The organism is Streptomyces sp. NPDC047515, from assembly GCF_040643055.1.
In the GTDB taxonomy this organism is placed as follows: domain Bacteria; phylum Actinomycetota; class Actinomycetes; order Streptomycetales; family Streptomycetaceae; genus Streptomyces.
This window is the reverse complement of the sequence record NZ_JBEYTM010000005.1, coordinates 19,532-39,599: the sequence shown is the minus strand read 5'-3', so window position 1 is coordinate 39,599 and position 20,068 is coordinate 19,532. Positions and strand designations below refer to the sequence as shown.

The 20,068-nt window shown below is 69.7% G+C and carries 16 protein-coding genes; 5 read left to right on the top strand and 11 right to left on the bottom strand.

Annotated elements, in window-relative coordinates; all coding sequences use genetic code 11:
* Positions 1 to 16: 16 nt before the first annotated feature.
* The 3 genes from ABZ826_RS05535 to ABZ826_RS05525 all read left to right on the top strand — a co-directional run bounded on the left by ABZ826_RS05535 (position 17) and on the right by ABZ826_RS05525 (position 4,029).
* On the top strand, positions 17 to 1,339 hold the full coding sequence (locus ABZ826_RS05535) for a PhoH family protein (RefSeq protein ID WP_361442594.1): 1,323 nt from the start codon (positions 17 to 19) through the stop codon (positions 1,337 to 1,339).
* Between the two features lie 389 nt (positions 1,340 to 1,728).
* A complete protein-coding gene (locus ABZ826_RS05530) occupies positions 1,729 to 2,442 on the top strand; it encodes a transglycosylase SLT domain-containing protein (protein WP_361442591.1) in 714 nt (237 codons plus the stop codon).
* A 138-nt stretch (positions 2,443 to 2,580) separates the two neighbouring features.
* The gene (locus ABZ826_RS05525; protein ID WP_361442588.1) at positions 2,581 to 4,029 is read left to right on the top strand and encodes an AI-2E family transporter; all 1,449 of its coding nucleotides are present in this window, start codon (positions 2,581 to 2,583) and stop codon (positions 4,027 to 4,029) included.
* A gap of 80 nt (positions 4,030 to 4,109) precedes the next feature.
* On the opposite strand, the gene ABZ826_RS05520 is transcribed toward ABZ826_RS05525, so the two are convergent.
* Complete coding sequence (locus tag ABZ826_RS05520) at positions 4,110 to 4,643, bottom strand: alkyl hydroperoxide reductase (RefSeq protein WP_361442585.1); 534 nt, start codon at positions 4,641 to 4,643, stop codon at positions 4,110 to 4,112.
* 12 nt (positions 4,644 to 4,655) lie between these two features.
* Positions 4,656 to 5,210: a peroxiredoxin gene (locus tag ABZ826_RS05515; protein ID WP_150487917.1), complete on the bottom strand. Its 555-nt coding sequence runs from the start codon at positions 5,208 to 5,210 to the stop codon at positions 4,656 to 4,658.
* A 131-nt stretch (positions 5,211 to 5,341) separates the two neighbouring features.
* Between ABZ826_RS05515 and ABZ826_RS05510 the strand changes: the two genes are divergently transcribed.
* Positions 5,342 to 6,301 (top strand): hydrogen peroxide-inducible genes activator, encoded by a 960-nt coding sequence (locus tag ABZ826_RS05510; RefSeq protein WP_361442582.1) that lies wholly within the window; start codon positions 5,342 to 5,344, stop codon positions 6,299 to 6,301.
* A 62-nt stretch (positions 6,302 to 6,363) separates the two neighbouring features.
* Here the strand turns inward: ABZ826_RS05510 and ABZ826_RS05505 are convergent, their stop codons facing one another.
* From ABZ826_RS05505 to ABZ826_RS05485, 5 genes are all read right to left on the bottom strand, one after another.
* Positions 6,364 to 8,763, bottom strand: a complete 2,400-nt coding sequence (locus tag ABZ826_RS05505) for an FtsX-like permease family protein (RefSeq protein ID WP_361442579.1) — start codon at positions 8,761 to 8,763, stop codon at positions 6,364 to 6,366.
* Positions 8,760 to 9,446, bottom strand: coding sequence for an ABC transporter ATP-binding protein (locus ABZ826_RS05500; protein ID WP_361442576.1), 687 nt, complete (start codon positions 9,444 to 9,446; stop codon positions 8,760 to 8,762). The genes ABZ826_RS05505 and ABZ826_RS05500 overlap by 4 nt, the downstream gene beginning before the upstream one ends.
* Positions 9,443 to 9,967: a PadR family transcriptional regulator gene (locus ABZ826_RS05495; protein ID WP_361442573.1), complete on the bottom strand. Its 525-nt coding sequence runs from the start codon at positions 9,965 to 9,967 to the stop codon at positions 9,443 to 9,445. Before ABZ826_RS05495 ends, ABZ826_RS05500 begins: the two co-directional genes overlap by 4 nt.
* Before the next feature lie 231 nt (positions 9,968 to 10,198).
* Entirely contained in the window at positions 10,199 to 10,396 is a 198-nt protein-coding gene (locus ABZ826_RS05490) for a hypothetical protein (RefSeq protein WP_361443131.1), read from the bottom strand.
* A 44-nt stretch (positions 10,397 to 10,440) separates the two neighbouring features.
* On the bottom strand, positions 10,441 to 11,412 hold the full coding sequence (locus ABZ826_RS05485) for an SPFH domain-containing protein (RefSeq protein WP_361442570.1): 972 nt from the start codon (positions 11,410 to 11,412) through the stop codon (positions 10,441 to 10,443).
* A 232-nt stretch (positions 11,413 to 11,644) separates the two neighbouring features.
* Here ABZ826_RS05485 and ABZ826_RS05480 point away from each other — a divergent pair, with 232 nt between their 5' ends.
* A complete protein-coding gene (locus ABZ826_RS05480) occupies positions 11,645 to 13,879 on the top strand; it encodes a transglycosylase domain-containing protein (protein ID WP_361442567.1) in 2,235 nt (744 codons plus the stop codon).
* Positions 13,880 to 13,953: 74 nt separating this feature from the next.
* On the opposite strand, the gene ABZ826_RS05475 is transcribed toward ABZ826_RS05480, so the two are convergent.
* The 4 genes from ABZ826_RS05475 to ABZ826_RS05460 all read right to left on the bottom strand — a co-directional run bounded on the left by ABZ826_RS05475 (position 13,954) and on the right by ABZ826_RS05460 (position 20,017).
* Positions 13,954 to 15,411, bottom strand: coding sequence for a catalase (locus ABZ826_RS05475; protein ID WP_361443128.1), 1,458 nt, complete (start codon positions 15,409 to 15,411; stop codon positions 13,954 to 13,956).
* Positions 15,412 to 15,558: 147 nt separating this feature from the next.
* Positions 15,559 to 17,472 (bottom strand): SpoIIE family protein phosphatase, encoded by a 1,914-nt coding sequence (locus ABZ826_RS05470; RefSeq protein WP_361442564.1) that lies wholly within the window; start codon positions 17,470 to 17,472, stop codon positions 15,559 to 15,561.
* Positions 17,473 to 17,843: 371 nt separating this feature from the next.
* The gene (locus ABZ826_RS05465) at positions 17,844 to 18,548 is read right to left on the bottom strand and encodes a DUF402 domain-containing protein (RefSeq protein WP_361442561.1); all 705 of its coding nucleotides are present in this window, start codon (positions 18,546 to 18,548) and stop codon (positions 17,844 to 17,846) included.
* Between the two features lie 44 nt (positions 18,549 to 18,592).
* On the bottom strand, positions 18,593 to 20,017 hold the full coding sequence (locus ABZ826_RS05460) for a class II fumarate hydratase (protein ID WP_361442558.1): 1,425 nt from the start codon (positions 20,015 to 20,017) through the stop codon (positions 18,593 to 18,595).
* Positions 20,018 to 20,068 lie beyond the last annotated feature (51 nt).

Genomic DNA, 20,068 nt, shown 5'->3' with positions numbered 1-20,068 from the left:
GGGGGTACGTCCTTCCGTGGTGACCAGCACAAAGCGCCGCCTGTCCGACAGGCGCACCTACGTTCTCGACACCAGCGTCCTGCTGGCCGATCCGAACGCCCTGGCCCGCTTCGACGAGCACGAGGTCGTGCTCCCGATCGTCGTGGTCACGGAACTGGAGGCCAAACGGCACCACCCGGAGCTGGGGTATTTCGCCCGGCAGGCCCTGCGCCTGCTGGACGATTTCCGGACCCGGTACGGCCGGCTGGATGCCCCGATCCCGCTCGGGGATCTGGGCGGGACGCTGCGTGTCGAACTCAACCACTCCGATCCCGGCGTACTGCCCGCCGGCTACCGGTTGGGGGACAACGACTCACGGATCCTCGCGGTCGCGCGCAACCTCCAGGCCGAGGGGTACGACGTCACGGTCGTCTCCAAGGACCTGCCGCTGCGCATCAAGGCGTCCTCGGTCGGCCTCCTCGCCGAGGAGTACCGCGCCGAACTCGCCATCACGGACTCCGGCTGGACGGGCATGTCGGAACTGCCCCTCGCCGCCGAGCAGGTGGATCTGCTCTACGGCGAGGAGACGCTGTACGTCCCCGAAGCCGCCGAGCTGCCCGTGCACACCGGACTGGTCCTCCAGTCCGAGCGCGGCAAGGCGCTCGGCCGGGTCACCGCCGAGGGGAATGTGCGCCTGGTGCGCGGAGACCGGGAGGCCTTCGGCATCCACGGCCGCAGCGCCGAACAGCGCATCGCCCTCGATCTGCTGCTCGACCAGGACGTCGGCATCGTGTCGCTGGGCGGCCGGGCCGGCACCGGCAAGTCGGCGCTGGCGCTCTGCGCCGGTCTCGAAGCCGTCCTGGAGCGCAGGCAGCACCAGAAGGTGATGGTCTTCCGGCCGCTGTACGCGGTCGGTGGGCAGGAGCTCGGCTATCTCCCCGGCACCGAGGCCGAGAAGATGAGCCCCTGGGCGCAGGCCGTGTTCGACACGCTCTCGGCGGTCGCCGGGCGCGAGGTGATCGAGGAGGTGCTGGGGCGCGGCATGCTGGAGATCCTGCCGCTCACCCACATCCGCGGCCGCTCGCTCCACGACTCCTTCGTGATCGTCGACGAGGCGCAGTCGCTCGAACGGAACGTACTGCTGACCGTGTTGTCCCGGATCGGGGCGAATTCCCGGGTGGTGCTCACGCATGACGTGGCCCAGCGGGACAACCTCAGGGTCGGCCGGCACGACGGGGTCGTCGCCGTGGTCGAGAAGCTGAAGGGCCATCCGCTCTTCGCGCACGTCACGCTCACCCGCTCCGAGCGTTCACAGATCGCCGCGCTGGTGACCGAAATGCTGGAGGAAGGCCAGATCTGATACGGGATACGACCGTTGGTGCCGCCCGGCGAGCGAAGCAGCTTAGCCGGGCGGCATCGTGTTGCGTGGCACTTTCGTAAAACACTTGCTCCAAACGGGATGTGAGCTTTCACACGCAACGGAGAATTGCTTCCCGGTGTGCCGTTCCGGCAGAGTCTTGCTTCCGTCAGGCCCCGCATACGGCACACCCGCACCTCCAGAGGTGCCACGCACCACACAACTCAACAACCGCCGTCCGTATGCCGCCCGCGAGTACCACGCGGCACTTCCTCCGGGGAGTTGCCCACCGGGCCCGTGCCTCCCGTGACCCAAGCAGTAGGGAGGCCAGCGTCAGGGGCACGATTGCGTCCGCGAGGTCACCTAAGCGGGCGATGCTGGAAGGACACCGTGTGAGCCGGATCTCGGTCCGGGGGTTCGCCGTGGCATCCGCCACTGCCGTAACCACCGTTGGCGCCGTCGTAGGCGTTGCCTCGGGCAGCACTCCCGCTGTCGACGACAACAACTTCGAGGCGACCGCAGCCGACACCACGCTGCTCGCAGACATCCCCGCGGGCCAGCAGGCCCAGGTGCAGACTGCCTCGCTGACGCAGCAGGCCGATGCCCAGGCATCCGCGGCCGACGCGACGGCGAAGAAGTCCGTGGAGGAAGCGGCTCGTATCCAGGCAGCCAAGGACGCCAAGTCGAAGAAGGCGGCGGCCGACGACAAGCTGGAGCAGGAGCGCAAGGAGAAGAAGGCAAGGGAGGCGGAGGAGCGCGCCAGCCGCTCCTCGGTCCGCAGCGCCTCCTCCTTCGCCCAGCAGGGCTCGTACACCGTGGCCGAGATCCAGGCGATCGCGCGGCAGATCGTTCCGGCCGACCAGTTCCAGTGCTTCAGCAACATCGTGAACGTCGAGTCCAGCTGGAACTACCGGGCGACCAACCAGAGTTCCGGTGCCTACGGCCTCGTCCAGGCGCTGCCCGGCTCGAAGATGTCGTCCGCCGGAGCCGACTGGCAGACCAACCCGGCCACGCAGATCAAGTGGGGCCTCAGCTACATGAACGGCACCAAGTACGGCAGCCCGTGTGGTGCCTGGACCTTCTGGCAGGCCAACCACTGGTACTAGAACCTTCGGAAGTTCTGGTCTCAACCTTTCGAAGCCCCTCGCCGTCCTACGGTGAGGGGCTTCGCGCGTGTACGGTCGGTCCGGACGGCTCGCCGGGGGAGCGGTGGGGAGCGAGAGCGGGGGGAAGAGGAACCATTCATGTCGAAACTACCGGGGTGGCTCGGCCGACTGGGCGCCGAACTGACCGAACTTGGCGAGCGGCTGGAGCGGCGCAGGGCCGAGGCCGAGGCGGACGAGGCCCTGCCGGCCGAACCGCCGGTGCCCGCCACTGCCCCCGCCGTTCCCGCTGTCCCCGCCGGGCCCGTACCGGCCGAGGCGCCCCGGCGCGAGGCCGTGGCCGACCATGTGCCGCCGCCGCCCGCGTACGCCCCCTCCGTGGCCGCCCGGCCCGATCCGGTCGCGGCGATTCCCTGGGGCATGCGGGTCGCGGCCGAGGCGGGCTGGCGGCTGCTCGTCCTGGCGGGCACCCTCTGGGTGATGATGCGGGTCATCAGCGCCGTCCAGCTGGTGGTTCTGGCCTTTGTCGCCGCGCTGCTCGTCACCGCGATGCTGCAGCCGACCGTCTCCCGGCTGCGGCGGTACGGTCTGCCGCGCGGACTGGCCACCGCGGTCACCGCGATTCTGGGCTTCGTCATCATCGGGCTGGTCGGCTGGTTCGTCGTCTGGCAGGTCATGGACAACATCGACACCCTCTCCGACAAGGTGCGGACGGGTATCGACGACCTGAAGAACTGGCTGCTCGACAGCCCCTTCCACGTCACCGAGCAGCAGATCAACGATGTCGCGAAGAACCTCAGCGACACCATCGGCACCAACACCGAGCAGATAACCTCCGCTGGACTCCAGGGCGTCACCGTGATGGTGGAGTTCCTCACCGGGATGCTGCTGGCGATGTTCTCGACGCTCTTCCTGCTGTACGACGGGAAGCGGATCTGGCACTGGGTGCTGAAGCTGGTGCCCGCCCAGGCCCGGCCGGGTGTCGCGGGTGCCGGGCCGCGTGCCTGGCGGACCCTGACCGCCTATGTGCGGGGCACCGTCCTGGTGGCGCTGATCGACGCCATCTTCATCGGGCTCGGAATCTGGTTCCTCAAGGTGCCGATGGCGGTGCCGCTCGCCGTGTTCATCTTCCTCTTCGCCTTCATCCCCCTGATCGGCGCGGTGGTCTCCGGAGCGCTCGCGGTGGTCGTCGCGCTGGTCACCGAGGGCGTGTTCACCGCGCTGATGGTGCTGGTCGTGGTGCTCGCGGTACAGCAGATCGAGGGGCATGTGCTGCAGCCGTTCATTCTGGGACGCGCGGTACGGGTGCATCCGCTCGCCGTCGTCCTCTCCGTCGCCGCGGGCGGCATGATCGCGGGCATCGGCGGAGCGGTCGTCGCGGTGCCGCTGGTGGCGGTCACCAATACGGTGGTCGGCTATCTGCGGGCGTACGGGCAGGAGGAAGCCCTGCGGCACATGCCGGCCCCGCACGGGGCGACCGCGCTCGACGTCGCTCCGACCGCCGCGCCCGGCTCGCCGCCCGAGGACATCGACTGCGGCGACGACGAGGCCGTCGAGGACCGCGGCACCAAGGACGGGCCCGGCAGGTGACGCGAGGCGGATGAGAAGAAGGGCCCCGGGGACGGTCGGTCGTCCTCGGGGCCCTTCTCGTTCAAGGGGTGGTGCTGGTCCTACTCGGCGAGCACGGCCTCGGCTTCGAGGGTCACGCCGACCGCCTGGATCACCGAGGCAATCTTGACGGCTTCCTGAATGGTCTCACGGTCCACGCCGGCCTTGCGCAGCACCTGCTCGTGGGAGTCCAGGCACTGGCCGCAGCCGTTGATCGCGGAGACGGCGAGCGACCACAGTTCGAAGTCGATCTTCTCCACGCCGGGCTTGCCGATGACGTTCATCCGCAGGCCCGCACGGAGCGTCCCGTACTCGGGGTCCGACAGCAGGTGCCGGGTCCGGTAGAAGACGTTGTTCATCGCCATGATGGCGGCGGCCGACTTCGCGGCGGTGTACGCCTCCGCGGAGAGGTTGGCCTTCGCCTCGGGCTCCAGCTCGCGCAGCACCTTCGGCGAGCGCGAGGCGATCGCGCAGGCGAGGACGGTGCCCCACAGCTGCTGCTGCGGAAGCTCGCTGTTCCCGATGACCGAACCGAGGTTCAGCTTCAGGTCCTTGGCGAAGTCCGGGACGGCGGCCTTCAGTTCGTCGAGTGCCATGTCGCTGTCAGCTCACTCGCCCGAGAGAAGCGCGACCGGGTCGAGGGTGTTCTCGCCCTTGGTCCAGTTGCACGGGCACAGCTCGTCGGTCTGCAGGGCGTCCAGGACCCGCAGGACCTCCTTGGGGTTACGGCCCACGGAACCGGCGGTCACCATCGTGAACTGGATCTCGTTGTTCTGGTCGACGATGAAGACGGCGCGCTGCGCGAAGCCGTCCTCGCCCTCGATGCCGAGGTCACGCATGAGCTCGTGCTTCGAGTCGGCCATCATCGGGAACGGCAGGTCGGTCAGGTCCGGGTGGTCCTTGCGCCAGGCGTGGTGCACGAACTCGGAGTCACCGGAGAAGCCGAGGACCTGGGCGTCACGGTCGGCGAACTCGTCGTTCAGCTTGCCGAAGGCGGCGATCTCGGTGGGGCACACGAAGGTGAAGTCCTTCGGCCACGCGAAGACGATCTTCCACTTGCCCTCGTAGGTCTTGTGGTTGATCTGCTCGAACTCCTTGCCGCTCTCCAGCGAGACACAAGCAGTCAGGTCGAACTCGGGGAACTTGTCACCGACAGTGAGCACGCGCTCTCCTTGCGGGGTTGGAATTCCCTTTTGTGGGAGTTCCTGAGGGTTGGACGGGATCCACCTTGGCACAGAGTGCATTGATCGCGGAAATAGCTACACTCGGTCGTGATGATCGGAGGTACCTATCAGTGGCGCGGAATAATCAGGGCAATCGAACCAAACAGCCCAGTCTGTCGCAGCTGCGCGCCTTCGCGGCCGTCGCTGAATATCTGCACTTCAGGGACGCGGCGGCAGCAATCGGGATGAGTCAGCCGGCGCTCTCCGGGGCCGTGTCGGCGCTGGAGGAGGCACTGGGTGTCCAGCTCATCGAGCGTACGACGCGCAAGGTGCTGCTCTCGCCGGCCGGGGAGCGGCTCGCGGTCCGGGCCCGGGTGGTTCTGGAGGCCGTCGGCGAGCTGATGGAGGAGGCCGAGGCGGTCCGGGCGCCGTTCACCGGAGTGCTCAGACTCGGAGTGATCCCGACCGTCGCCCCGTATCTGCTGCCGACCGTGCTGCGGCTGGTCCACGACCGCTATCCCGAACTCGACCTCCAGGTGCACGAGGAGCAGACCTCCTCGCTGCTGGAGGGGCTGGCCGCCGGCAGGCTGGACCTGCTGCTGCTCGCCGTGCCGCTCGGGGTGCCGGGCATGACCGAACTCCCGCTGTTCGACGAGGACTTCGTGCTGGTCATGGAGCGGGACCACTGGCTGGGCGGGCGCACCGACATTCCGCGCGAGGCGCTGCGCGAACTGCCGCTGCTGCTGCTCGACGAGGGGCACTGCCTGCGCGACCAGGCGCTCGACATATGCCGGGAGGCGGGGCGCACGGAGGGGGCGCCGGTCACCACGACCGCGGCCGGGCTCTCCACACTGGTGCAGCTGGTCGCCGGCGGGCTCGGGGTGACGCTGCTGCCGCGTACCGCGGTGACGGTCGAGACCGGCCGCAACGACGCGCTGGCCACCGGGTACTTCACGGAACCCGCACCGTCGCGACGGGTGGCGCTGGGAATGCGGACGGGCGCGGCACGGCACGAGGAGTTCGAGGAGTTCGCGGTGGCGCTGCGGGAGGCGATGAGGGCCCTGCCGGTGCGGGTGAGGACAGGCGCGTAGGGCAGGCGGAAGGGGCGCGGTCCTGTGTTTCGGGGACCGCACCCCTCGTGGCTACCGCGACGTCACTCCGTGCGCAGTCCGTCCGGACGCATCATGCGCCACAGCGGTGGCAGCGACACCAGGGTGATCAGCGCGATCAGCGCCGCGCCCGCTCCCGCCATCGGCAGGAACAGCCACCAGTCGGTCACCTTCTTGCTGACCATGCGGACCATCACGGCCCCCAGGCCGAGACCGCCGGCGATCGCGACCGCCAGTCCGATGAGGACGGGAACGGCGGTCTGCCAGAGCACCGACCAGCCGAGCGTGGTCCGCCGGGTGCCGAAGGCGACCAGGACGGACAGCAGGCGCTTGCGCTCCCGCAACTGCTCCAGTTGCGAGACCAGCATCGCGGCGGCGATCAGCAGCAGCGTCGCGGTCCCGCCGACCTGGAGACCCCTCTGCACACTGGCGTACTGCCGGTCGTGGACCACCGAGCTCACGGCGGCGATGCGCATCCCCGGGTCGAGCTCGGCCGCCGTGTTCCGCACGTACTCGGAGACGTCCTTGACGCTCCGGTCCACCCGGATCTGCGCGTTGGTCTGGGCATGCGGCAGGGTGGTCGGGTCGATCGCGCCGACCGTGGCCACGATGCCGAAGTGTTCCTCGCCCATCGGATCGAGGCGGGCCGGGACGGTCCGGGCGTCGGCGGGCAGGGTCCACAGCTTCGACTTCTCGCCGGGCTTCCCCGCCATGTAGTTGAGCTCGACCGGCTTGCCCTTGCGGGCCGTCTCGTCCACCCACTCGGCCGTTTCCTTGTCCCGGGGATGGACGACGAAGACGTCGCCCTCCTGGCAGGAGCCGATCCGGGCGATCTCGCGCAGGGTCGCGCAGTCGCCGACGGTCAGCGAGGTGGTGGGCTGGACGTCGTCGCTCTTGTACGTGCCGGGTTTGGCGACGTACGTCCCGACCATCCCGATCACCCGGGTCACCCCCTCGGTGGCCCGGAACTTCTTGATGGTCCGCGTGGCCGCGTCGCCGGTGACGGTCTCGGAGTACGTGTAGAACTGGGCCCGCGTCGGGTCCTGCCTCGTCATCCGGCTGAACTCGTCGCCCACCGCGGCGAACAGCATCTGCAACGCCACGGCGCCCGCGACCGCGACCGTGATGCCGCTGACCGCGCGGGAGGCCGCGCCACTGCTCAGCTGGAGCCTGCGGGTGGCGAGCTGCCAGGGCACCGGGCCGCCGCGCAACCGGTTCACGCACGCCTGGACCAGCCACGGCAGCAGCAGGGCGAGTCCGACGAGCACGAGCACGGCGCCGCCCGCGACCGGATACGGGTTCACCTCGGTGTCCGTCTTGCCGGACAGCAGGAGCACCGCCAGGCCCGCGACCGGAACCAGCAGGCGCCACCAGATCCGGCGCTTGCGGCTGCGGCCGCTGCGCACGACTCCGAGCGGCTCGATGACTACCGAACGCAGGGCGACCAGCGTGACCAGTACCGCCGCCACCGGAACCGCGACCACGATCAGCGCCGCCAGCCAGGGGTCGGGGACCAGGTCCGCCGGGAACGCGCTGACGTCCCACACCTCGACGGAGCCCATGAAGTGACGCCCCACCAGGAAGAAGGCCAGGCCGGCCAGCAGTCCGAGCACCGACCCGAAGAACGCCTCGCCGGCCGCGATCCGACGGGTCATCCGGATGTCCGCACCGACCAGACGCAGCGCGGCGAGCCTGCGGTCGCGCCGCTCGCCGCCGAACCGCACGGCCGTCGCGATGAAGATCGCGACCGGCATCAGCAGGACGACGCAGATCATGATGGTCAGCACGACGAGGATCGGCGACATGGGATCGGGCGGGCCCGGGTCGCCGTAACCGGGGATCCGGTGGCCGCCGTTGGCGGGAGTCAGAGTGTCGCTGCCCGCGTAGTAGAACAGCTCTCCCGGAGCGATCAGGCCGGGGCCGGCGATCGTGCCGGTGATCCGGTACGGCAGCCGCTCCCTGAGGAGGCTGCCTTCCGAGGAGCCGAGCAGCTTCTTCAGAGCGGGGGAGACCACCATCTCGTTCGCGCCGGGGAAGCGCGCGACACCCGGCGGGACGACCGGATGCGTGCCGTCCGCGCGCATCAGGTAGCCCCCGATGGAGCGCCCGCGGTACTCGGTCGCCGTGTTGATCCGGAGCACCGAGGTGTCGGTCTTCTTGGCCTGGGCGTCGGGTGATTCCGAGATCTTGGTCTCGGAGCGGGCCTGGTCGCGCGCGGAACGGTGGTCGAGCATGTTCGGCACGGAGGAGGCGACCAGCAGCAGCGCCACGCCGAGGCCGACGCCGACGGCGGTCAGCAGGGTGCGGATCCAGCCCTCGCGCCCGCCGGAGGCGGCGAACCGGACGCCCAGGCCGAGATCGCGCAGCAGGGCGGCGATGCCGGTGGGTCCGGCGGGCCGGGGCGGCGCGTCGGCCGGGGCGTTCTTGTGGTCGAGCAGAGTCATACCGCGCGCTCCAGGTCGCGTGCCCGGCCGTCGCGCACGGTGACGTCGCGGTCGGAGTAGGCGGCGACGCGGGCCTCGTGGGTCACCAGGACCACGGCGACGTTGGTGGACCGGGCCGCCTCGGTGAGCAGCTCCATGACCCGCTCGCCGTTGAGGGAGTCCAGGGCGCCGGTCGGCTCGTCGGCGAAGATCACCTTCGGGGAGGCGGCCAGCGCACGGGCCACGGCGACACGCTGGCCCTGGCCGCCGGAGACCTCGCCGGGGCGCTTGGCGCCGACGGTGTCGACCTCCAGGCGCTCCAGCCAGTGGCGGGCGGTGCGTTCGGCGTCCTTGCGCTTGGTGCCGCTCAGGCGGAGCGGCAGGGCGACGTTCTCCACACAGGTCAGCTCCGGGACGAGCTGGCCGAACTGGAAGACGAAGCCGAACTCGGTGCGGCGCAGCGCGCTGCGTTCGGCGTCGGACATCGCGGAGAGCTCGCGGCCCGCGTAGCTGATCGTGCCGCTGTCGGGGGTGACGATCCCGGCGAGGCAGTGCAGCAGGGTCGACTTGCCGGAGCCGGACGGGCCCATCACGGCGACGACCTCGCCGGGGTGGATGGAGAACGAGGCGCCGTCGAGCGCGGGAGTCGATCCGTACGACTTGTACAGGTTGTCGGCGCTGAGCAGGGAGCCGTCGGGGTTCACGCGCGCACCTCCGCGGCGAGCCGGTCCAGCCGGGCGGCGGTCAGTTCCAGCCAGCGCAGATCGGCTTCGAGGTGGAAGAGCGCGTGGTCGCAGATCAGCTGATCGGCGAGGTCGCCCTGGCGCTTGCGGTCGGTGAGGATGCGCATGAGGCGCAGGTGCTCGGCGCGCTGGGTGTCCAGCAGGGCCTCGGCGCTGCGGCCGGTGAGCAGGGCCAGGACGACCTTGGTGTAGAGCGTCGACTGGAGGTACGGCTCGGGCTTCTCCGGCTGCGCGAGCCAGGTGCCGACATCGGTGATGCCCGCCTCGGTGATCGCGTACCGCTTGCGCTCGGGGCCGCCGCCGCTCTCGACGCCGTCGACCTCGACGAGGCCGTTCTTGAGCAGCCGGGACATGGTCGAGTAGACCTGCCCGTAGTGCAGGGGGCGGTCGTGGCCGAACTTCTCGTCGAAAGTCCGCTTGAGGTCGTAGCCGTGGCGGGGGCCGGACTCCAGGAGCCCGAGCAGGGTGTGGCCGATAGACATACCGAGCACTATACATGGTGTGTATACCTTCGGTGTATACCTGGGGGATCGGGCCGGGGAGGGCTCGTGCACCTCCCCGGCCCGGGCCCCGTCCCGCACCGCATCAGAGCGGGGGCAAGCGCCCCGCGGTCACCCGGATTCGGGGATCCTGGGCGGGATCACCGGTTCCCGTCGGGCCCCGGTTGTCGGGCCTCGTCCGCCCCGGAGCCCCGGACTCCTCGCCCCCGGACCTCAGCCACCGGAAGGGTTCGGCCTCTCCTTCGGCGGGCGTCCCCGCCGAGGGATCGGGCGGGCCGTGCCCGGCAGGCGACCCGCCTCCGCCAGCGCCCTGCGCAGCAGGAACTCGATCTGGGCGTTCGCGCTGCGCAGTTCGTCGGAGGCCCAGCGGGCCAGCGCGTCGTGGACCGCGGGGTCGAGCCGCAGCAGCATCTGCTTGCGCTGCGGCGGGGGCCTGCGCCCGGGGGCTTCTTCCGTCACTGGTAGAGAGTGCCCGTATTGAGGACCGGCTGCGCCGCGCGGTCACCGCACAGCACCACCATCAGATTGCTGACCATGGCCGCCTTGCGTTCCGAGTCCAGTTCGACGATGTCCTGCTCGGCGATCCGGGTCAGCGCCATCTCGACCATGCCGACCGCGCCCTCGACGATCTGCTGCCGGGCCGCGACCACCGCGCCGGCCTGCTGGCGCTGGAGCATCGCGGAGGCGATCTCGGGGGCGTACGCCAGGTGGCTGAAGCGCGATTCGATGATCCGTACGCCGGCGGCCTGCACCCGGGCGGTGAGCTCCACGGCCAGCTTCTCGGTGATCTCCTCCGCGTTGCCGCGCAGCGAGAGGCCGCCCTCCTCGTGGGCGTCGTACGGGTACTCGATCGCGATGTGCCGGACGGCCGCCTCGGTCTGGGTGGCGACGAACTCCAGGAAGTCGTCGACCTCGAAGAGCGCCTGCGCGGTGTCCTCGACCTTCCAGACGACGATCGCGGCGAGCTCGATCGGGTTGCCGTAGGCGTCGTTCACCTTCAGGACGGCGGTCTCGTGGTTGCGGACCCGGGTGGATATCTTCCGGCTGCTGGTGAGCGGATTGATCCAGCGCAGCCCGTCGGTGCGGATCGTGCCGACGTACCGGCCGAAGAGCTGGATCACCCGCGCCTCGCCCGGTGCGACCATCTTCACACCCGTCATACAGAAGAACGAGGCGATGACGAGCAGGATCCCGAGGATCAGGACCGGGACGCCCACGCCGTTGTTCCCGTTCGAGCCGACGACGCCGCCGACGATCGCGAGTCCGATGCCGGCGATCACTCCGATCACGGTCAGCAGCAGGCCGAGGCCGCCCGGGATGCTGTGCGCCGTCACCTCTCTCACCTGCGGTTCAGGCATCTGAGGGGCATCGGGTGCGAGGTCGGCGGTCAGAGTGGACACATCGTACGGATTGCCGTGGTCGGACATGGAATCCCCCGTTTCGGAAGGCCGGCAGCGACTGATTCAGTGCTAGCAATGTGATTACACATTACCTGCCTTCGCAACCTTGAGCGCCTCTGGTGAGTCGGTTCCCTACAGAGCGGGTGCTGATTGTCACGTCCGGAAAAGGCCACATCGCTTGCTTTCTGTCCTTGCCGACGGTGTTAGCTGGCTGGGCTGAGCTGATCTGGTCGAGCAGAGAAACAGGAGCAAAACAGCGATGGGTCGAGCGGATGCGCGACGAGCCCAGCAGCGCGGAGCGCGGCGGGCGCCGAAGAGCGGCGGCATACGCAGACTCTTCACCTGGCGGAAGATGCTGGGCGCTTTCTTCGTCTTCTGCCTGCTGATCATGGGCGCCTTCGTGGCGCTCTACATGTACGTGGACATACCGAAGGCCAACGCCCTGGCCGAGCGGCAGAGCAACGTCTACAAGTACAGCGACGGCACCGTGCTGGCCCGGACCGGCGACGGGGTCAACCGCCAGAACGTGGATCTCGCCGAGGTCCCCAAGGACGTGCAGCACACCTTCGTCGCCGCCGAGAACAAGTCCTTCTACCAGGACAAGGGCGTCGACCTGAAGGGCACCGCGCGCGGCATCCTGAACACCCTCTCCGGCAAGGGCAAGCAGGGTGGCTCGACCATCACCCAGCAGTACGTGAAGAACTACTACCTGACGCAGGACCCGACGGTCAGCCGCAAGCTCAAAGAGCTGGTCATCTCCCTCAAGGTCGACCAGAGGTACGAGAAGAACGACATCCTCGCCGGGTACATCAACACGTCGTACTACGGCCGGGGCGCCAGCGGGATCCAGGCCGCGGCGCAGGCCTACTACGGGGTCGACGCCAAGGACCTCAACGTCTCCCAGGGCGCCTATCTGGCCGCGCTGCTCCAGGCCCCCAGCCAGTACGACTGGGCGGTCGCGTCACCGACCGGCAAGCGGCTCGTCAAGGAGCGCTGGGGCTACACGCTCGACAACATGGTCGAGATGCACTGGCTCGACAAGGCCAAGCGCGACACCCTGAAGTTCCCCGTCCCGGACAAGCCCAAGCCCGCCCCCGGCATGAACGGCCAGACCGGTTACCTCGTCGATGCCGCCAACGCGGAGCTGACCAAGCAGGGCATCACGGCCGAGATGCGGCAGGCCGGCGGCTGGACCTTCACCCTCAACATCGACAAGAAGCGGCAGAAGCAGCTGGAGGAGTCGGTCGACCGGCAGCTGGAGTCCAAGCTGGACCGCAAGAACAACAAGGTCGACGCGACCGTCCAGGCGGGTGCCACCTCCGTCGATCCGAAGACCGGCGCCGTCGTCGCGCTCTACGGCGGAGTGGACTACGTCAAGCACTACGTGTCCAACGCCACGCGCCGGGACTACCAGCCCGCCTCCACCTTCAAGCCCCTGGTGTTCGCCTCCGCGCTGGAGAACGAGTCGAAGACCCAGGACGGCGACCTGATCGGCGTCAACACCCGCTACGACGGCACCAGCAAGCGGCCGGTGGTGGGCAGCGACACCCCGTTCGCCCCGGAGAACGAGGACAACCAGAGCTACGGCAATGTCACCGTGCAGACCGCGATGAACAAGTCGATCAACTCGGTCTTCGCGCAGATGGTCGTCGACGTCGGCCCCGCCGCGGTGAAGAAGACCGCGCTGGCACTCGGTCTGCCCGACCAGAACTTCCCCCAGCGCCCCGCCATCACGCTCGGCACGATGAACGCCTCGACCTGGGACATGGCGGGCGCGTACGCCACGCTCGACAACCACGGGAAGAAGGTCACCCCGTTCATCGTGAAGTCCGCCATCCACCGCGACCGGACGGTCGAGCCGGTCAAGGGCATCGGAGACCAGGTGATCAGCCGCAAGTCCGCCGACACCGTGACCTCCGTGCTGCGGGGCGTCGTGCAGAGCGGCTCAGGCCAGGCGGCCGACACCTCGGCCTACGAGGCGGCCGGCAAGACGGGCACCTCGGAGAACAACAAGTCCGCCCTGTTCGCGGGCTACACCCCGGACCTCACCACGGTCGTCGCGCTCTTCGGTGAATCCCCCAAGGGCGGCACCCAGGTCAGCCTCACCGGTACCGCCAACTCCGGCCGGGCCAATGGTGGCGGCTTCCCGGCGCAGATCTGGGCCGACTACACCCTCGGCGCGCTGAACGGCGGCTCCGGTAACCAGTTCGACCTGCAGGACGTCGAGCGCGGCGAGGCCACCGTGCCGAACACCCCGTCGAACACCCCCTCGGCACCGGAGAGCCCCACGCAGTCCCCGTCGCAGGAGCCGAGCCGGCCGGCGCAGAGCCCGAGCGACGAGCCCAGCCAGCCGACCAGCCAGTCGCCGGAGCCGCCGCCGAGCCAGTCGCCGGAGCCGCCGCCGAGCCAGACCCCGGGTCTGCCGGGCGAGGGAGGGGACCCCGGACTGCCGGGCAACAGCAACAACGTCGCGAACAACCCGCCCGGACACTGACGATGTAAGGACATGGGTGAGGGGCGGTGCCGGCCGGCACCGCCCCTCACCCATGTCCGCCGCGTACGACGGTGTCAGCTGCCGTTGACCTTCTTGGCGATCCGGTCGCCGAGGTCCTTGTCCACGTTGCGCCAGTACTGCTGCGCCCGCTCCAGGACCGGGGCGCTCACACCGTCGAGCAGATGGCCGGAAATGTTCGACACCAGCCGCTCGCGCGCCGCGTCGTCCAGGACCTTGCGCACCAGAGTGCCCGCCTGGCCCCAGTCGTCGTCCTCACGGTGCAGCTTGTACGCCTCGTGCACCATCTCGCCCGCCGTGGCCCAGCCCGCCGGGTCGCCGAAGCGCTCGGTGTCCGCGGCCGGACCGCCGTACGAGTTCGGCGCGTAGACCGCTCCCGTACGCGTCGGCTCGTACCGCATGGGACCGTCCTTCGCGTACGAGTTCCGGCCGAACCGCGGACGGTTCGGGGGCAGCTGCGCGTAGTTCGGGCCGATCCGGTACCGGTGGGTGTCCGGGTACGAGAAGAGCCGGCCGAGCAGCATCTTGTCGGGCGACGGACCGATGCCGGGCACCAGGTTCGACGGCTCGAAGGAGGCCTGCTCGATGTGGACGAAGAAGTCCTCCGGGTTCTCGTTGAGCGTCATCCGGCCGACTTCGATCTCCGGGTAGTCGCCGTGCGGCCACACCTTCGTGAGGTCGAACGGGTTGAACCGGTAGTCCGGCGCGTCCTCGAACGGCATGATCTGGACGTACAGCGTCCAGCTCGGATGGTCACCCCGCTTGATCGACTCGAACAGGTCGCGGCGGTGGACGTCGCCGTCGACGCCGGCCATCTCGTCGGCCTCGGCCTGCGGGTAGAAGTCGATGCCCTGGTCGGTCTTGAAGCGGTACTTGACCCAGAACCGCTCGCCGCCCGCGTTCACCCACATATAGGTGTGCGAGCTGTAGCCGTTCATGTTGCGGTACGTCTTCGGGATGCCCCGGTCGCCCATCAGCCACGTCACCATGTGGGCGGACTCGGGGGACAGCGTCCAGAAGTCCCACTGCATGTCGTGGTCGCGCACCGCGCTGTCCGGGCGGCGCTTCTGCGAACGGATGAAGTCCTGGAACTTCATCGGGTCGCGCACGAAGAAGATCGGCGTGTTGTTGCCGACCATGTCGTAGTTGCCGTGCTCCGTGTAAAACTTCAGGGCGAACCCGCGGGGGTCGCGCCAGGTGTCCGGGGAGCCCTGTTCGCCGGCGACCGTGGAGAAGCGGGCGAGCATGGCGGTCTGCTTGCCCGGCTGGAAGAGGTCGGCCTTGGTGAACTGGCTGACGTCGTTGGTCACCTTGAAAACGCCGTAGGCACCGGAGCCCTTGGCGTGGACCACCCGTTCAGGGACCCGTTCACGGTTGAACTGGGCCATCTTCTCGATGAGGTAGTGGTCCTGGAGCAGGATCGGTCCGTCGGATCCGACAGTGAGCGAGTGTTCATCGCTCTCCACCGGGATTCCGGCGTTGTTCGTGGTGTAGGGGGTGTTCTTGGTCTTCATTTCCTCGGGCACGAGCGTCCTCCCGTCGGTGGGGGGTTTCGGTCAGGTCGCCTCGTTCACGACTGAAGTCAACTCCGCCGACAGGAGGTCGGCAACATTTGGCTACCGTCCGTGCAGGGCTCTCGCGCGCGCCCCGCCCGGACCCCCCTACTGGCCCCGGGTCGGCATCTCGAACCAGACCACCTTGCCGGTCGACAGACGCGTCGCGCCCCACCGTCTGGCCATCCGGTTGACGAGGAACAGACCCCGTCCGCCCTCGTCCATGTCCCGGGCCCGGCGCTGCCGGGGCAGCTGCGGGGCATCATCGCCGACCTCGCAGCGCAACAGGTCGGTACGGAGCAGCCGCAGCGTCACCGGGCGCTCCGCGTACCGCACGGCATTGGTCACCACCTCGCTGACCAGCAGCTCCACCGAGTCGGAGAGCTCGTCGAGCCCCCACCGGCTCAGGGCCCGCCGGGCCAGCCTGCGGGCCCGGCCGGGCGCGGTCTCCTCCGGTTCCAGATGCCAGTACGCGACATCACTCGGCGCGATCCCGTCGAACCGGGCGGCGAGCAGTGCGATGTCGTCGTCCCGGTCACCGGGGCCGAGCATGTCCAGGACGTCGTCGCACAGGGCCTCCAGCGGTGGTGAGTGGTCCGGGCCGGTCAGCCGGGCGGTGGCGGCGAGCCGTTCGCGCAGCATCTCGATCCCGGTCCAGACGTCCCGCAGCCGGGACTCCACCAGACCGTCGGTGTACAGCAGCAGCGTGGCGCCCGCCGGCGCGTCCAGCTCGACGGCCTCGAAGTCCACACCGCCCACGCCGATCGGGGCTCCCGGTGGCACCCGCAGTACCTCCGCACGGCCGCCCAGGTGGAGCAGCACGGGCGGCGGATGCCCGGCATTGGCGATGGTGATGCGGTGCGCGACGGGGTCGTACACCGCGTACATGCAGGTCGCCATGCGGTCGCTGCCGAGCCGCTGCGCCTGCTCGTCGAGATGGTGCAGCACCTCCTGCGGCGGCAGGTCGAGCTGGGCCAGGGTCTGGGCGGTGGTGCGCAGCTGGCCCATGATCGCCGCGGACGTCATGGAGTGGCCCATGACGTCGCCGACGACCAGGGCCACCCTGCTGCCGGGCAGCGGGATCGCGTCGTACCAGTCGCCGCCGACCCGGGCCGTCTCGGCGGCCGGGAGATAGCGGGAGGCGAGCCGGACGCCGGTCGGCTGCGGCAGCGAGTCGGGCAGCATGGTGCGCTGCAGCTCGTCGGCGATGTACGCCTCGCGTCCGTACAGCATGGCCTTGTCGATGCCGAGCGCCGTGTGCGTCGCCAGCTGCGCCGCGACCAGCAGGTCATTGGCCTCGAAGGACGGCCGTTCGGTGCCGCGCAGGAAGACGGCGGCGCCGATCACCCGCCGCCGGCCGCGCAGCGGGGCGAGGATCGCGCGGTGTCCGGTGGGTACGGCCCGGCCCGCGCCGAGCAGTTCGGGCAGCGCGGCACGGGCTGCCGCGGAGTCCCCGAAGACCGGCCGCACACCGCGCAGCACCTCGGCGAGCGCGCCGCCCGAGCGGACCTCGCACAGTTCGGCCGCCGGGGGCAGGTCGCCGTGCGGGTCGAGGGCGGGCAGCCGCAGCCGCTCGATCTCCGACGGGGTCTCGGTCTCGTCCTCGTTCAGGCGCAGCCGGTCCGACCGGCGCAGCCGCAGCACGAACGGGGCGACCGGCCGCTCGTCACCGACCGGGAGCGGGTCGCGGAGGTAGACCAGTATGGCGTCGGAGAACGTCGGCACGCTGGCCCGGCACAGACCCAGCACGATCTCGTCCAGGTCTATGCCGCGGGCGATCCGCCGGGTGGCGGCCCCCACGAAACGCAGCCGGTCGCCCTCGCGACGGGCCGCGGCCTGTGGGTCGCGTCCCGCGGGGGCCGGCTGGCTCGCTCCCCCGCCCGGCGCCGTGGCCGGGCCGGGGATCGCTGCCGTGGCAGGGGAAGCGGTCGGCGCGGCGTCCTGCTGCCGCGGCCGGGCGCGTTCCTGCGACCGGGCGGCGAGAGGCTGCCGGCCTTCGTGGGAGGTGGGGTGCTCCGTCACGCGTGGGGTTCCGTCCGTCCGGGCCGGTTGTATGAGGCAATCACCTCGTGGGGCGCTACTGTGCCCCGGCAAGAGCGGCGATAACAACGGCTGTCACCGGATGTCCCCGAACGAGGGGCCGAAACCGGATGCCCGCGGGGCGGCTCGGTGACAACGTTTCCGGCGACGGGGCGGGCGACAGCGAGCACGTCTCCACCCCCTCGTAGTGGCTCAGGCGATTCATACGACCGATGTGGCTCATACAGCTCATACAGTGCGTGGTGCGCGTGCGATGACGTGCGGTCAGGTCCGGTGCGGTGTCCGTCGGTTGGAGCGGATGCGCGCTCCGGAGGACGATCCTACGTTTGCCCCCCTGGTGTGCAACAAGGGTCTCATGGCCCCATGTGTGAGGGGGTACGGTCCCAGTCATCCGGGAGCGCGGGAACCCGCCACCGCGGATCGGGCCGCCAGTCCTCCCAGCCGTCCCGGAACGGCGCGCCCCAGTCCCGGATCACTTCGACGGCCGCGCGGCCCGCCTCCCGTACCCGACGCGCGGTCTGCGGGGCCATCAGACCGACCCGCTGCGCCTGGGCGAACTCGTCCTCGTCGCGCCAGACCCAGCTGCGGTCCGGGTAGACGGAGATGTCGAGAAAGTGATCCTCGGAATCGATTCCGCCCGCCCAGCGGGTGCGTGGTTCCTCCAGATTCACGTACCAGCTGCGGAACTGCCAGCCGGTCTCCCAGAAGAGCCAGACCGACCAGGGTTCGCCGGGACGGGCGAGTTTGAGAACGCCGTTGCCGAGCCAGGGCGCGCGGGAGGTGGTGCGCGGGGCGGTGTAGCGGGTGGCGAGCGGCTCGTCGTGCACCTCGGTGCCGTTCGCCAGCACCGGCTTCACGCACTCGGTGCCGGGCGCCACCCACACGACGAGCAGCTCGTCGGTGTCCTGGACGACGGTGACGGGGCGGCAGATGTGCACCGGGTCCGGGGCGTGCTCCGGCGCGGCGTCCCGCGGTCGCGGGACGTTGCCGCGGTAGCGCCACAGGATGTGATCGCCCGGCGCCCAGTGCTCGATGTGTCCGCTGTCCGTACCTGCCATGGACAGATCTTAGGGATGCCGCGGGCCCGTTGCCGCGACGCGTGTCACGGGCGGGTCATGCGCAACACGTCCAGCGCCTCGTCGAGCTGCTCCACCGTGAGGTCGCCGCGCTCGACATATCCCGATTCCAGCACCACCTCGCGGATCGTCCTCCGCTCGGCCAGCGACCTCTTGGCGACCTTCGCCGCCTCCTCGTAGCCGATGTACTTGTTCAGCGGGGTGACGACGGACGGCGAGGACTCCGCGTACTCCCTGGCGCGCTCGACGTTCGCGGTGATCCCGTCGACCGTGCGGTCCGCGAGCAGCCGGGAGACATTGGCCAGCAGCCGCACCGACTCCAGCAGGTTCTTCGCGATGACCGGAAGCATCACGTTCAGCTCGAAATTGCCCGCCGCACCCGCGACGGCGACCGTCGCGTCGTTCCCCATCACCTGGGCCGCGACCATCAGGACGGCCTCGGGAATGACCGGATTCACCTTTCCCGGCATGATCGACGAGCCGGGCTGGAGGTCGGGAAGGCTGATCTCGGCCAGACCGGTGCGCGGTCCGGACGCCATCCAGCGCAGATCGTTGGAGATCTTGGTGAGCGAGACGGCGAGCGTACGGAGCTGGCCGGACGTCTCCACGAGCCCGTCCCGGGCGCCCTGCGCCTCGAAGTGGTCCCTGGCCTCGGTGAGCGGCAGCCCGGTGGCGCGGGCGACCTCGGTGATGACGGCGGCCGAGAAGCCGGGCGGGGTGTTGATGCCGGTGCCGACGGCCGTGCCACCCAGCGGCAGCTCGGCGAGGCGGGGCAGGGAAGCACGCAGTCGCTCGATCCCGTACCGGATCTGCGCCGCGTAGCCCCCGAACTCCTGGCCCAGGGTGACGGGCGTGGCGTCCATCAGATGTGTACGTCCCGACTTCACGACCGTCGCGAACTCGGCGGACTTGCGCTCCAGGGCGGTCGCCAGGTGGTCCAGCGCCGGGATCAGCTCGCCGGTGACGGCCGCGGTCGCGGCGATGTGGATGGACGAGGGGAAGACGTCGTTGGACGACTGCGAGGCGTTGACGTGGTCGTTGGGGTGGACCTCGCGGCCCAGGCGCTCGGTGGCGAGAGTGGCCACGACCTCGTTGGTGTTCATGTTGGACGAGGTGCCGGACCCGGTCTGGAAGACATCGATCGGGAAGTGGGCGTCCCAGCGCCCCTCGGCGACCTCCTCGGCGGCTGCCCGGATGGCCAGGGCGATGTCCGGGTCGAGCACCTTCAGCTCGGCGTTCACCTTGGCGGCGGCCGCCTTGATCCGGGCCAGGGCTTCGATGTGGGCCCGCTCCAGGCGCTGCCCGGAGATCGGGAAGTTCTCCACCGCGCGCTGTGTCTGGGCCCGCCACCTGGCGTCCGCGGGCACCCTCACCTCGCCCATCGAATCGTGCTCGACGCGGAAATCCGTGCCGTCCGCGGGGGTCGGTGCGGGGGCCTGTGACTCGTCCATGGGTGCAACCTCCTGAAAAAGTTGAGCACTTGTCTTGTTCTGTCTATTCCC

Excerpts from the sequence above, each read along its gene's own strand:
- ABZ826_RS05495 (WP_361442573.1), bottom strand. The coding sequence starts at position 9,967 with ATGTCTATCGGCCACACCCTGCTCGGGCTCCTGGAGTCCGGCCCCCGC.
- ABZ826_RS05490 (WP_361443131.1), bottom strand. The coding sequence starts at position 10,396 with ATGCTGCTGCGGCTCGACCCCGCGGTCCACGACGCGCTGGCCCGCTGG.
- ABZ826_RS05520 (WP_361442585.1), bottom strand. The coding sequence starts at position 4,643 with ATGGCACTCGACGAACTGAAGGCCGCCGTCCCGGACTTCGCCAAGGAC.
- ABZ826_RS05485 (WP_361442570.1), bottom strand. The coding sequence starts at position 11,412 with ATGTCCGACCACGGCAATCCGTACGATGTGTCCACTCTGACCGCCGAC.
- ABZ826_RS05505 (WP_361442579.1), bottom strand. The coding sequence starts at position 8,763 with ATGACTCTGCTCGACCACAAGAACGCCCCGGCCGACGCGCCGCCCCGG.
- ABZ826_RS05525 (WP_361442588.1), top strand. The coding sequence starts at position 2,581 with ATGTCGAAACTACCGGGGTGGCTCGGCCGACTGGGCGCCGAACTGACC.
- ABZ826_RS05480 (WP_361442567.1), top strand. The coding sequence starts at position 11,645 with ATGGGTCGAGCGGATGCGCGACGAGCCCAGCAGCGCGGAGCGCGGCGG.
- ABZ826_RS05465 (WP_361442561.1), bottom strand. The coding sequence starts at position 18,548 with ATGGCAGGTACGGACAGCGGACACATCGAGCACTGGGCGCCGGGCGAT.
- ABZ826_RS05460 (WP_361442558.1), bottom strand. The coding sequence starts at position 20,017 with ATGGACGAGTCACAGGCCCCCGCACCGACCCCCGCGGACGGCACGGAT.
- ABZ826_RS05475 (WP_361443128.1), bottom strand. The coding sequence starts at position 15,411 with ATGAAGACCAAGAACACCCCCTACACCACGAACAACGCCGGAATCCCG.